Raw genomic sequence first — 12197 nt, forward strand, 5'->3', positions numbered from 1 at the left:
AGGGATTATCATTCGTCGCAAATGATAATCCCTTACTTGTTGCACCACGACTGGTGCATATCAATAAAATTAGAGAGTTATACTTACACCGCCATACCATGTTGCGCCATAGACTGGAGCATACATGAAGGCTGCATCGTCGAGATGCTTCTCGTCCTGCAAGTAGCTGAAGATGTTCTTTCCGCCGGCGTAGATGGTGAACAGTTTGCCCACTTTCTTAGCCACGCGGCAGTTGAACAGCATGAAGGTATTGGTTTTCTTGATTTTCGAATCCTGTATACCTGCTTCGGCCATGTAGTCGATATACATCTTGCCTTGCAGTGTGCTGGTGAGCGTGAAGGTCCATGTGCCGGGAGTATATTCCAGTGAGAAGTCGCCCGTCATGTTGGGGAAGCGAGATATTTTCTTGCTGTCGGCCTCGTATTGCTTGAATGTTGCCTCGTTGTCGGTCACTTTCTTCAGGTTGTCCTGAGCCTGTTTAATCTTGTCGGCCTTACCATCTGCGGTAGCCTTTTTCAGCTCTTCGTTGAGTCCTTCTACGATTCCGTCGTACGCCCAGTCGTCGCGTACATCTTTATACTCGCCCTTGTTGAAGGTCCAGTTCAGGCCCAGTGCCAAATCTTTCAAGACGTTGATTTTTGCTCCAAGTTCCAACCCCTGTACGTAAGCATCGCCCTTGTTCTCCCACTGATAGGTGTAGCCGAGACCTTTCACCTTCTCGTCGGCATCGCCGAAAGCAATCTTGTTCTTCAGATTGGTGCGGAAGATGTTGGCTGTGAGCTGGTAGTTCTTGCCGTAATAGTCGGCCGAGAAGTTGAAACTTACAGATTTTTCAGCCTTCAGTTCAGACGATTTCCACACGCGGGGCGAACCCGAACAAAGGTGCAAATCTTCTGAGAAACCGTAGGGAGCACGGAATCCTGTGCCGAAGTTGGCACGCAATACCAAGCTCTTGTTTACTTCATATTTCACCGCCATACGTGGGCTGACGCTGGTCTCGTTGAACTTTGTGGTGGGGAAGTTGCCGTCGAACACCTTCTTGCTGGCTGTGTATTCCTCGCCGGAGTTGTGGGTATCGAGACGAATACCGGGTACGACGCTCAACTGGGGAGTGATGTTCCACTCGTCTTGTGCGAAGAATCCGAATTCGTTGGCATGCTTCTTACCTACAGATGTATAGGCTGTGCCGTAGTAAGCATCGGTAGGTTCGCCTGTGATACAGTAGAGACCGGTCTCGCGCAGACGTGTGATATAGGCCTGTGTACCTACGAGTAGGTTGTGATTGCCGAGCTTGGTACTGAATGTGAGCGACGTTGTGAACGTGTTCTCACGTGCCAGATAGGGGCGCATCAGGTCTACGTCGGGCAGTGCATCGTCGTGGGTCTCCTTGTAGCTGCCCAGGAATGTGTCGTTGGTAGCGTTGCGCTTGTGATACACGTAGGCTGCCGAGTAGTTCAGTTCAGACTTCGAGCCGAGGGGCAAGGTATAAGCCAAGTCAGCCGTCAGACGGTTGGTGTTGATGTTCTCAGTTCCTTCTGTGTAGGGGTTGAGATATATGTCGTCGGTCATCGTACCGCCAAAACGCTGCTCACTCATCGACTTACCGCGCAGGATGAGCTTGTCGTTCTTGGCAAACGGACTGTAGAAGTAGAGGTTGAAGCCCAGATTGGTGGTCTTGCTGTTCACGCGGTCGGATACACCGTCTTTCTGTTTGATTTCTTTCAGGGTGAGTCCTTCGCCCGTATAGTCCACAGCGTTGCTTTCGAGACGCTGTGCAAAGATGCTCAGACCGATGTTGTTCTTACGCATCGAGGCCCAAGTATTGAATCGCTTGAAGCCCCAGTTACCCATTTGCAGGTCGGCCTTGAGCGTGGGTTCGTATGTGGGTTCTTTAGAAATGAGGTTGATAGCACCGGCCACGGCACTGCTTCCGTAGAGTGCCGAACCTGCTCCCTTCACCACTTCGATGCGGTCTATATCGTCTGTTCCCATCTGCTGGAGACCATAGACGCCTGCCAGTCCGGAGTAGACGGGTTCGCCGTCGACCAATACCTGTGTGTGCTCTGCACCCAAACCCTGCATACGTACCATGGAGAAGTTGCAGAATTGGCACTGCTGCTCTACGCGAATGCCAGGCAGACCCTCCAATGCTTCGAAAATGTTGCTGGCATTCTTGTTGGTCAGTGCGCGCGATGTAACCACTTCGGTACGGATAGGCACGTTCTTCACATAGTGTTGCGTACGTGTCCCCGTCACTACTACCTGGTTCAGGTTCAGCGCGTCTTCGTCGAGCAGGAAGTAGGCCTCAGTACCTTTTCCGCGTACCATAGTCACCTCTATTTCCTCTTCCTTGTAGCCCATGCAGCTGGCAACGATGGTCTGCTTGCCCAGAGGCAGGTTGGCCAATTTATAATGTCCCGTTGCATCGGTGGCTGTCCGAAGTTTTGTTCCTTTCACTCTGATGGTAGCATAGGGCAGGTGCTTGCCTGTCACGATGCTCTTTACATCACCAAAAAGCATGGCGTCAGTATCTTGAGCCACGCAATGTAGCACTGCCATGAGGGCGAAAAGTGCTACAAAATACATTCTTTTCATGTTCTTACGGTTACTGTTCTTTTGTGGTTGCAAAATTACATTTAGTTTTATATATTAACAATACTTAAAAGTAGGTAAACATTTTTGGAATTCCTGTCCGACCACGATTTCGGGCATTATAAGTAAGTATTACATGGCACAGAGGGCTGCTTCTGGGCAGAATTGTTTACCTTTGCCGTATGAAGACGAATCGCATGATATTGATATTGTGGCTGACTGCCATGTCGGTAGTGGCTTCGGCGCAGCAGCTCAGTCCCACGGCCAAGAGTCTGGAGCGCCGTGGTTACGTGAATGTGAAACAGGTTGAACCTACGATACAGGTGAGCCTGATGTATGCGCGTGCCGATAATTTCACGGGCCGCGTGCTTTACGACGACCTGCGCGAGGCCTATTTGCATCCGGAAGCGGCTACAGCGCTGGGGCGTGCACAGCGACGTCTGAAACAGTTGCGCCCCGACCTGTCGCTCAAGGTGTACGACGCGGCGCGCCCCATGAGCATTCAGCAGAAGATGTGGGACTGTGTGAAGAACACATCGAAGGACATCTATGTGAGCAATCCGGCACATGGCGGTGGGCTGCACAACTACGGACTGGCGGTCGATATCACGCTCTGCAATGCGCGTGGCGACACGCTCGACATGGGTACGAAGATAGACTACATGGGCACGGCAGCCCACATAGACCGCGAAGATGCCCTGGTGGCTGCCCGCAAGATAAGTAGCAGGGCACGCGACAACAGGCGGTTGTTGCGACAGGTGATGCGCCATGCCGGCTTCAGGGGGTTGCGCACGGAGTGGTGGCATTTCAACTTTAAGAGCCGGGCTGAGGCCAAACGTTCCTATCAGGTTATCAAGTAACGGGGTGGGTGTGGCGTGATGAGATTCACGGTGCGCCGCCCTTGATTTTCTGCAAAGGCTTCGCAGCGATGCTGCCGAGGCTTGACAGCAAAACAGCAAAGGCCTTGCAGCATCGCTGCAAGGCCTTTGCACTAAAATGGGGTAATAAGTTTACAACTTGAAAAGTGTCTTCGGTTAGTCTTCGACACACTTCATATTCTGTGCCAGCTGGGCTACCGAACTAGCTCCGACGAGTACGCTCGTCACGCCTTGTTGCTCCAATACCCAGCGCAGGGCTTTCTCTGCAAGGGTGTGTCCGGCTGTTTCGGCCTCGGTATTCCATGTCCTGAGCTGTGCCAGCAGTTCGGGGGTGAGCCGCTCTTCGGGCAGCGATGTGTGGCGAGCCATACGGCTGTCGGTAGGTATGCCGTCGAGATAGCGGTTGGTCAGCAGTCCTTGAGCCAGTGGCGAGAAGCTGATGAAGCCGATACCGTGGGTACGGCAATATTCCAACTGCCCTTCTTCTATGGGCTTACGGTTAATCATATTCAGGCAGTCCTGATAGATAAGCAGGGGCACATCGCGCTCGCGCAGATATTTGTCGGCCTTCTGCAGTGCCTCCAGTGGCCAACGGCTGATGCCTACATAGAGCGCTTTTCCTGCACGTACGATATCTACCAAGGCCTGTAGGGTTTCCTCGATGGGGGTCTCCGGGTCGAATCGGTGACTGTAGAAAAGGTCTACATAGTCCAGTTTCATGCGTCGGAGACTCTGGTCGATGCTCGCCATGAGATACTTGCGCGAACCCCATTCGCCGTAAGGACCGGGCCACATGTCGTATCCGGCTTTCGAAGATATGAAGAGTTCGTCGCGGTATGGGCGGAAATCATCGTCCATCAGACGCCCCATCGTCTCCTCGGCCGTGCCGTAAGGAGGACCGTAGTTGTTGGCCAAATCGAAGTGTGTGATGCCGTGGTCGAATGCGTAGTGTGTGATGGCTCGGCTGCGCTCGTAAGGGTCTACACCCCCGAAATTATGCCAGAAACCCAGCGAGATACGCGGAAGTTTCACGCCTGTGGCGCCACAGCGTGCATAGAGTGTGTCGGAATGCTCGTAGCGGCCTTCCGCAGCTGTGTAACGTTGTTTGATGTTCATGATTAGTTTGGATTATAGATTAGTGATGATGGGGTGATGGTTTATTGGTTGTAGGGTGGGGGAAGAGAGATGATTGCCCTGTAGATCAGTGCCAATCTCTCATCCCTCACTCCTCACCCCCCATCTAAAGCAGTTTCTTATCGCTCTCTATCAGTCTGAGAAGATGCTCTACGGCCACCTCTTGCGGGATGTTCTTTTCCACACATTCCTGTCGGCGATAGAGCGAAACCTTGCCCGGACCTGCTCCTACGTATCCGTAATCGGCATCGGCCATCTCGCCCGGACCGTTCACAATACATCCCATGATGCCTATTTTGAGGCCCTTCATGTCTTTTGTTGCCTCGCGTATTCGGGCGATGGTCTGCTGTAGGTTGTATAGGGTTCGGCCACATCCGGGACAACTGATGTACTCTGTGCGGGTGGTGCGAAGGCGCGAAGCCTGCAAGATGCCGTAGGCAGTCTGGTCGATGAAGCTCTGCGGAATGTCGCCGTCGTTCATCAGCCAGATACCGTCGGTTAGCCCGTCTATCATCAGTGCGCCCATGTCGGCAGCCGCTTCGAGTTGCAGTTCGCTTCTCTCTGTCTGCGAATGGCGATACATCTGAGCGAAGACCACGGGATTCTGCACGCCGGCATTCATCATTTCGTGTACCAGGGCACGCTGCTCTCCCAGTCGGTTTTGGTGGTTGGAAACGCATACCACGACCACTTCCGGATGGTTCTTGAGGCATGCCAGGTATTCTTCTGTGGGACTGCCGAATTGCAGAACGAGGAATTTGAGTGGGGCAGAAATCTGTCCTACGAACGGCATGGCGCTTACCGGGAAGATGGGGAAGACGTGGGAAACGTCGCCACCTTGGCTGGCCAGCTCGGCATAGGCGTTGAAATCGAGGATGTAGTGCTGTCCGGGGAAGGGCTTGTCGGGCAGTGCTGTGCCGGCATAGATGTAGTCGGGACGCTGCGAAGGAGTCTGTTCGTTGCGGCTGTCGTCGTTGCCTTGGTTAGCGATAACCACTGGAACTTGCGTGCCACCCACGTGGTGTACGGCCTTAGTACGGCGACGTTCGGGGTGCAACCAGTCGAAACCGGCATACGGTTCGGCCGGAATGAGCATGTGACCGCTGTGCTTTCCGAGGTAATCTACCAGATGTCGGGCCACCGGAATCTCGCATTCGGGTTCTTCGCTGAGCGATACGCGCACGGTATCACCGATGCCGTCGGCCAGTAAAGCCCCTATTCCTACTGCGCTCTTGATGCGCCCGTCTTCGCCTTCGCCGGCTTCGGTCACGCCCAGATGCAGTGGATAGTGCATGTCTTCGCGGTCCATCGTGTCGACCAGAAGGCGCATACTGCGCACCATCACTACCGTGTTGGATGCCTTGATGGAGATAACCACGTCGCTGAAATTTTCTTTCTTGCAGATGCGGAGAAACTCCATGCAGCTCTCCACGATGCCTTCGGGCGTGTCGCCATAGCGATTGCGGATGCGGTCGGAGAGCGAGCCGTGGTTCACACCGATGCGGACTGCCGTGTGGTTTTCCTTACAGATGTTGAGGAACGGTACGAATCTGTCTTCTATCTTCTTCAACTCCTGTGCGTATTCTTCGTCAGTATATTCCTGCTTGATGAACTTGCGGGCAGGGTCGACATAGTTTCCCGGATTCACTCTTACCTTCTCTGCATAGTGCGCAGCTACGTCGGCCACGTTGGGATTGAAGTGTACATCGGCCACAAGCGGTGTGCTGTAGCCATGCGAGCGAATGCCGGCATTGATGTTTTTGAGGTTTTCTGCCTCCTTCGAACCTTGTGTAGTGAGGCGCACAAGTTCGCCTCCGGCACGGATGATACGCTCAGCTTGCTCCACACATGCGTCGGTATCGTTGGTGTTGGTGGTCGTCATCGACTGCACGCGGACGGGGTTTTCGCCACCCATGTCGATAGCTCCGATATGCACAACAGATGTGTTGCGCCGTTGATAATTGAATAAATCAGTCATTAGTTGGTCTTGAACTTATAGTCCTTTATATCTGCCAGTTCTGCATTGGCCTTCTCTATCTTCTGTCCGAGAGACGCTTTCCAGGCATCAACCTTGGCTGCCATGTCGGCGTCGGAGACTGCAATAATCTGTGCTGCAAGGATGGCTGCGTTCTGGGCAGCGTTCACTCCCACCGTAGCCACGGGTATTCCGGGGGGCATCTGTATAATGGAAAGCATGGCATCAAGCCCGTCGAGCATGCCTTTGATAGGCACTCCGATGACGGGAAGTGGGGTAGATGCTGCTATGACGCCGGGCAAGGCGGCCGACATGCCGGCTGCTGCTATGATGACTTTGATACCGCGTTCGCGAGCACCTTTGGCAAAAGCTTCTACCGCTGCGGGTGTCCTATGAGCCGAAAGGGCATTTACTTCGAAGGGAATCTCTTGACTTTCGAGCCATTTACAAGCTTTTTCCATGACGGGCAGGTCGCTTGTGCTGCCCATGATAATACTCACAATAGGTTTCATATAGATGGATGTTTAATTATATAATCGCTATGGCGACAAACGCCAATAATAATCCTAAGAAGAAGCCCGCAACGATTTGGGCCAATGTGTGCTGCCGCAGAATCATGCGACTTGTGCCCACCAGCCCGGCCAATATCATCACCAGGCACAGCCACCATACGGGATTGAACTCGAAGATGAGCGCAAAGGCCATCAGCGCACCGGCCAGTCCGCCACTTGCTACGGCATGGGTGGAAATCTTCCACCATACGTTGATGAGGGCGCAGATAATCTGAATGACGAGTGCCGCTACCAGAATACCACCCATGAAGTGGGGTACATGGAGCAGATTCATCAGATAGTAACAGGCAAAGTAGCACAGGATGGAAATGACATAGGGCACCATGCGTCGCTCGCGGGCACCCAGTTCGATGAGTGTCCAGCCATGATAACGGCGATACATGTGTATGAGCAGCGTGGGCGTCAGGATGGTAAAGAGATAGACCATCGCCAGGACCGAGAGCTTGTACGACAGCGGAAGCATGCTCAGATAGCTGAACACGAAGAGCGCTACCAGTCCCAATAGTGGCAGATAGAAAGGCGAGAAGATGATGCTGATGATTCTCGCAGCCGTTATAAGGTCTTTTTCTTTCATTGTCTATAGTTTATCTTAAATCGTCTGTTCGTTGCCAATGGCCTGTCGGGCAGCTACGCCTTGCGCAGCCTTGCCACGGGCAAGCCCATCTGTTCACGGTACTTGGCCACCGTTCGGCGTGCTATCGGATAGCCTATCTTCTTCATCTCGGCCGTCAGCAAGTCGTCGCTCATGGGCTTGCGCTTGTCTTCCTTGTCGATAATTTCCTTAAGGGCCAGCTTGATTTTGCGTGTAGACATTTCCTCACCGTCCTCGGTGGTGTAGCTGTCGGTGAAGAAATGGCGCAGCGGAAATGTTCCCCATCGCGTCTGGGCATACTTCACATTGCTCACACGGCTGATGGTAGAGATGTCCAGTCCCGTCTTGTCGGCAATGTCCTTGAGAATCATCGGGCGTAGGTCGGCCTCGTCTCCGTCTTCGAAAAACTTGTGTTGCCAGTCGATGATAGCCTTCATGGTGACGGTGAGGGTGTGCTGTCGCTGCTTCACGGCTTCGATAAATCCCTGTGCCTTGTCCACTTTTCCCTTGGCATAGAGTAGTGCCTCTTTCATCTGGCGGTTCATTCCGCCCTTGTTGTTCTTGTAGGTTGCCATCATATTGGCAAACGATTCCGATACATGCAGTTCCGGGATGTTTCCCCTGTTCAGCGAGAAACTCACGCTGCCGTCATCGGCTGTGTCGACGATGAAGTCGGGGGTTATCTGGTGTACGCTTCGTCCCTCGGTCTCACCGAGCGATGCTCCGGGCTTCGGATTGAGCCTCACCAGCTCCCGATGCAGTGTCTCGGTCTGTATATCGCTTAGTCCCAGTTGGCTCTGAATCTTGTCCCAATGCTTGCGCGTGAACTCTTCGAAGTAGTCGTTGACCACGCGTTGCATGTATTCCTTGAGCTTGTTGTCGGGCTTGCGGTCTATCTGTAGCAGCAGACATTCCTGTAGCGAGCGCGCTCCGATGCCCGCCGGATCCATCGTCTGAAGCTGTCCGAGCAGTCGTTCCGCCTCCTGTTCGGGTATATCTATATTATGGTAGATGGCCAGTTCGTCGCAGATGCTGTCCAGCTCCTTGCGTAGCAGTCCGTCGTCGTCTAGGCTTCCGATGAGATATTCCATCACTTCGGCATCCTGTTCCGACAGTTCCATCATGCCCATTTGCTCTTTCAGCTTGTCGTAGAACGACGTGGTATCGCCGTAGACCATTTCTTCGTAGTCAGCATTCTGATTGTTGCTGCCACTGTAAGTCTGCGGCATCTCGTCGTCGCGACCGATGTTTTCGAGTGCGGCATCGAGCGCGTCCTGTCGCTCCTCGCGCTCGTTCTCTGTATCGAAGTCCTCATCCTGAGCGTCGAGACGCTCGTCCACGTTGGTCTCACCCATCTCTTCGTCGCCTTTTTCGAGTGCAGGATTATCGTCCAGCTCGGCATTCACGCTCTCTTCCAGTTCGGTCAATGGCATCTCCAACAGATGCACGTTGAGCATCTGCTGTTGCGACAATCGCTGTATCTGTGCCAGTTTCTGTTGTTGGGTCTGTACGAGTTTCTGTGCCATAGACTATTCTTTGAAATACGCTGACAGCTGTGCGGCCATCGACGAGAGTTCCTCCGGATTACCGTTGCCATATCTGTTCCACACACGTCGGCATGGTTCGAGCAGTGCATGTGGCTGTTGAGGCCTGGAAAGATAAGGGTCGCAGAGCTGGAAAGCCTCCATTGCTTCCACCACATGTCGTGCGTCTATGCCCATGAGGGTGGCCAGTTCGGCCACTTCGGGCGTCTCTTCCACCATCGTAATGGGTGTGAGTCGGAAGTAGAGGTCGAGCGTCATGATGAGCATGGCAGGCGTCAGCGGACTGTCGGCTGCAACAGGTCTGAAGTCGGTCTCGAAAGTTTCGTGGATACCCACCCCCTCGTAAAAGTCGTCGGGGCGTCCGAATCCACGCATGGCCTGTAGGCGTTTCACCTCTCTTGCCAACCGTTTGGGATGCACGGCATACGTGTCCCACAGCTTTTTCATGCCCGGTGTGTCGAGCGTGCGTATATGGAACATCTGCTGGTATAGATATGCCGGATGTATATGCAATTCCATTCCCACGTCGACCAAGGCCTTCGAATAAAGCGCCTTTACGCCGACAGGTTTCTTCAGGTATAGCTGCAAGAGAATCAGCCAATATGTATCTTCCCACAAAGGATGCGTCGTCATCTCTCTTCCTTTTTATCGCAAAGATAGTGCAAACGAATGGAAAGTCAAAATAAAACGTTGTTTTGTTTTGACTTTCCTGAGTGCAGCGCATCTTCACCAAAGGTAAAGATGCTGCAAATCGCATAGTAAATGATTTCCTGTTTTACTTTGATTTTGTTGAGATGCAGCCTATCTTGGCCGCAGGCAAAGATGGTGCAAACGGGTATAAAGCTCAGCTTGATATTACTGCAAGGCCTCGGCAGCATCGCTGCAAAGGCCAAACAGCAATGCTGCAAAGCCCGAACAGTAACACTGCCAAGGCTTTGCAGTGATATGGGGAAAAACCTCTGACATTTGTATTTGTCGGAAGAAAAGATTATCTTTGCAAAAAACGTTACGGATATACCACAACTTAGTTTCTTCTATGGAATTATTATCATGATGAATTTTGCAGACCATGCGCCCGCTCATTTCCATGCTTGGTATGGTGACTACAAAATTATAGTTTCTATACAGGATGGTGTGGTAAAAGGTGAAATGCCAGGGCGTGCCCTGCGTATGATTCTTGAATGGCTCGACTTGCATAGAGACGAGTTGATGGCTAATTGGGAGAGAGCGTGCAAGGGCGACCCACTTGAAAAGATAGAACCATTAAAATGAAAATAGGTAGAAGTATGTTTACAGAAGTTGTGAAAGCAGAATATGTAGGAGGCTACCGCGTAAGGCTGTGGTTCAACGATAATGTGGAGAAAACAGTCGATTTGGCAAATTCACTACATGGCAAGATATTCGAACCTCTTAGAGACCCTGAAATGTTTAAGCGGTTCGCGGTCAAATTCAACACCATAGAATGGGAGAATGGTGCCGACTTTGCTCCGGAATATCTCTATGAACTGCCTGTGGTAGAATAGCAGCATCATCTGAAGAATATACAACAAGATGTGATATGAGAGGGGAGAGTCTTTCAGACTCGTTAGTCTTCCCAGTCTTGTCCTGTAGGTTGACGTTCCGCTTCATCCTGTGATTATGACCAAGTAGTCCTTCGGGCTGATTTTAAGTCTATAAGTCATTGAGTGATTTAGTTTCTGACTTGTAGAGAGTGAATTGCATATCCTCCTAATTATTGGCCGGGAAACGTGTTGATGAGTGATAACTCATGAACTTATTGACTCACCCCCCCATATACTCACGAACTTATAAAAAACTTCTGTCCGTCTGTTCTTTCGTCTAAACCATCTTTACTAACTTTGCATGGAATAAGTATAGTCTGTTATGCGAATCAATTTATTCTTGCGGTGTCTGAATGCAGCCTTTCCAAGGAGCTTGATGCTGTTGCTGCTTATGTGTAGTGCCGCGTTGTTGCACGCGCAGAAGGGAATACCGAATATAGGGTTTGGCGTCAATCGTCATACGACCGACGGTCGGCTGGTAGGGCATTTCAACCTGGGACTGTTCAGTAAGGTAGATACCTTGCGCGGTGTTCAGATAGGGTTGGTCTCTTCGGTCGTGCCCGGCGAGATGCGCGGACTGTCTGTAGGCGGACTCATGACGGTGTCGCATCACATGGCCGGTTTCCAGATAGCCGGACTTACCAATGTGAGCACTACGCCGATGAAGGGTACACAGATAGCGGGCGTTACCAATATCTCTATGGGAATCAAGGAAGGGATGCAGATAGCCGGGGCTGTGAATGTGTGTTCGGGGTATATGCGTGGATTGCAGGTAGCGCCCTATAACTATGCCGACAGCCTGAACGGGTCGCAGATAGGTGTACTCAATGTGGCGGTGAGCCACCCTCGCGGTTGGCAGGTAGGCATCATCAACTATACTCAAGATACGATTGCCCACAAGATAGGATTGGTGAATGTGAACCCGAAGACGTGTGTCGACTTCCTCGTTTTTGCGGGAACTACCTCCAAGTTGAACGTGGCGGTGCGCTTCCGCAACTACAGTACCTATAATATAATAGGTGTGGGAACTCACTATCTGGGACTTGACAAGGAGTTTTCGGGTGCTGTCTACTACCGTATCGGGCAGTATTTCAGGCTGTGGCCACGATGGACGGTGAGTGGTGACGTGGGATTCTTTCATGTCGAAACCTTCGAACCGAACAGTCAGGAGACTCCCAAGCGGCTCTATTCCTTGCAAGTACACTTGAACATGGACTACCAAGTAAACGGCATAGTGGGAGCTTTCGTCAGCACGGGATATGGAGACACGCGCTATTATGGCGGTGGCGATTATCGGCATGGTTTCTTGGTTCAGGGCGGTATCTCCATTCGTTACAATCGTAAATAA

At 52.0% G+C, this 12197-nt stretch carries 12 protein-coding genes; 5 read left to right on the forward strand and 7 right to left on the reverse strand.

Annotated features, from left to right (window positions below; translation table 11 throughout):
- Positions 1–69: 69 nt before the first annotated feature.
- A complete protein-coding gene (locus tag ACZ42L_RS10090; RefSeq protein ID WP_464716016.1) occupies positions 70–2595 on the reverse strand; it encodes a TonB-dependent receptor in 2526 nt (841 codons plus the stop codon).
- Positions 2596–2816: 221 nt separating this feature from the next.
- Here ACZ42L_RS10090 and ACZ42L_RS10095 point away from each other — a divergent pair, with 221 nt between their 5' ends.
- Positions 2817–3452 (forward strand): M15 family metallopeptidase, encoded by a 636-nt coding sequence (locus ACZ42L_RS10095; RefSeq protein ID WP_464717003.1) that lies wholly within the window; start codon positions 2817–2819, stop codon positions 3450–3452.
- 174 nt (positions 3453–3626) lie between these two features.
- On the opposite strand, the gene ACZ42L_RS10100 is transcribed toward ACZ42L_RS10095, so the two are convergent.
- From ACZ42L_RS10100 to ACZ42L_RS10125, 6 genes are all read right to left on the reverse strand, one after another.
- Positions 3627–4586 carry an aldo/keto reductase gene (locus ACZ42L_RS10100; protein WP_464698867.1) on the reverse strand — a complete coding sequence of 320 codons (960 nt, stop codon included), beginning with the start codon at positions 4584–4586 and terminating at the stop codon, positions 3627–3629.
- 124 nt (positions 4587–4710) lie between these two features.
- Positions 4711–6582, reverse strand: coding sequence for a 4-hydroxy-3-methylbut-2-en-1-yl diphosphate synthase (locus ACZ42L_RS10105; RefSeq protein ID WP_464716017.1), 1872 nt, complete (start codon positions 6580–6582; stop codon positions 4711–4713).
- Positions 6582–7091: a 5-(carboxyamino)imidazole ribonucleotide mutase gene (gene purE, locus ACZ42L_RS10110; protein ID WP_464698869.1), complete on the reverse strand. Its 510-nt coding sequence runs from the start codon at positions 7089–7091 to the stop codon at positions 6582–6584. The genes ACZ42L_RS10105 and purE overlap by 1 nt, the downstream gene beginning before the upstream one ends.
- A 16-nt stretch (positions 7092–7107) precedes the next feature.
- Positions 7108–7725 (reverse strand): phosphatase PAP2 family protein, encoded by a 618-nt coding sequence (locus ACZ42L_RS10115; protein WP_464698871.1) that lies wholly within the window; start codon positions 7723–7725, stop codon positions 7108–7110.
- Positions 7726–7778: 53 nt separating this feature from the next.
- Entirely contained in the window at positions 7779–9269 is a 1491-nt protein-coding gene (gene rpoN, locus ACZ42L_RS10120; RefSeq protein ID WP_464716018.1) for an RNA polymerase factor sigma-54, read from the reverse strand.
- Between the two features lie 3 nt (positions 9270–9272).
- Positions 9273–9920, reverse strand: a complete 648-nt coding sequence (locus tag ACZ42L_RS10125; RefSeq protein WP_464698875.1) for a hypothetical protein — start codon at positions 9918–9920, stop codon at positions 9273–9275.
- Positions 9921–10000: 80 nt separating this feature from the next.
- Between ACZ42L_RS10125 and ACZ42L_RS10130 the strand changes: the two genes are divergently transcribed.
- The 4 genes from ACZ42L_RS10130 to ACZ42L_RS10145 all read left to right on the forward strand — a co-directional run bounded on the left by ACZ42L_RS10130 (position 10001) and on the right by ACZ42L_RS10145 (position 12197).
- On the forward strand, positions 10001–10231 hold the full coding sequence (locus tag ACZ42L_RS10130; protein ID WP_464706030.1) for a hypothetical protein: 231 nt from the start codon (positions 10001–10003) through the stop codon (positions 10229–10231).
- 106 nt (positions 10232–10337) lie between these two features.
- Positions 10338–10559 (forward strand): DUF4160 domain-containing protein, encoded by a 222-nt coding sequence (locus ACZ42L_RS10135; RefSeq protein WP_464716019.1) that lies wholly within the window; start codon positions 10338–10340, stop codon positions 10557–10559.
- On the forward strand, positions 10556–10810 hold the full coding sequence (locus ACZ42L_RS10140) for a DUF2442 domain-containing protein (protein ID WP_464706031.1): 255 nt from the start codon (positions 10556–10558) through the stop codon (positions 10808–10810). The genes ACZ42L_RS10135 and ACZ42L_RS10140 overlap by 4 nt, the downstream gene beginning before the upstream one ends.
- A gap of 361 nt (positions 10811–11171) precedes the next feature.
- Positions 11172–12197: a hypothetical protein gene (locus ACZ42L_RS10145; RefSeq protein ID WP_464716020.1), complete on the forward strand. Its 1026-nt coding sequence runs from the start codon at positions 11172–11174 to the stop codon at positions 12195–12197.

The sequence above is a fragment of the Prevotella mikamonis genome, from assembly GCF_055381405.1.

Bases quoted from the DNA above. Each gene is read 5' to 3' on its own strand.
- ACZ42L_RS10090 (WP_464716016.1), bottom strand. From the start codon at position 2,595: ATGAAAAGAATGTATTTTGTAGCACTTTTCGCCCTCATGGCAGTGCTA.
- ACZ42L_RS10095 (WP_464717003.1), top strand. From the start codon at position 2,817: ATGTCGGTAGTGGCTTCGGCGCAGCAGCTCAGTCCCACGGCCAAGAGT.
- ACZ42L_RS10100 (WP_464698867.1), bottom strand. From the start codon at position 4,586: ATGAACATCAAACAACGTTACACAGCTGCGGAAGGCCGCTACGAGCAT.
- ACZ42L_RS10105 (WP_464716017.1), bottom strand. From the start codon at position 6,582: ATGACTGATTTATTCAATTATCAACGGCGCAACACATCTGTTGTGCAT.
- purE (WP_464698869.1), bottom strand. From the start codon at position 7,091: ATGAAACCTATTGTGAGTATTATCATGGGCAGCACAAGCGACCTGCCC.
- ACZ42L_RS10115 (WP_464698871.1), bottom strand. From the start codon at position 7,725: ATGAAAGAAAAAGACCTTATAACGGCTGCGAGAATCATCAGCATCATC.
- rpoN (WP_464716018.1), bottom strand. From the start codon at position 9,269: ATGGCACAGAAACTCGTACAGACCCAACAACAGAAACTGGCACAGATA.
- ACZ42L_RS10125 (WP_464698875.1), bottom strand. From the start codon at position 9,920: ATGACGACGCATCCTTTGTGGGAAGATACATATTGGCTGATTCTCTTG.
- ACZ42L_RS10135 (WP_464716019.1), top strand. From the start codon at position 10,338: ATGATGAATTTTGCAGACCATGCGCCCGCTCATTTCCATGCTTGGTAT.
- ACZ42L_RS10140 (WP_464706031.1), top strand. From the start codon at position 10,556: ATGAAAATAGGTAGAAGTATGTTTACAGAAGTTGTGAAAGCAGAATAT.
- ACZ42L_RS10145 (WP_464716020.1), top strand. From the start codon at position 11,172: ATGCGAATCAATTTATTCTTGCGGTGTCTGAATGCAGCCTTTCCAAGG.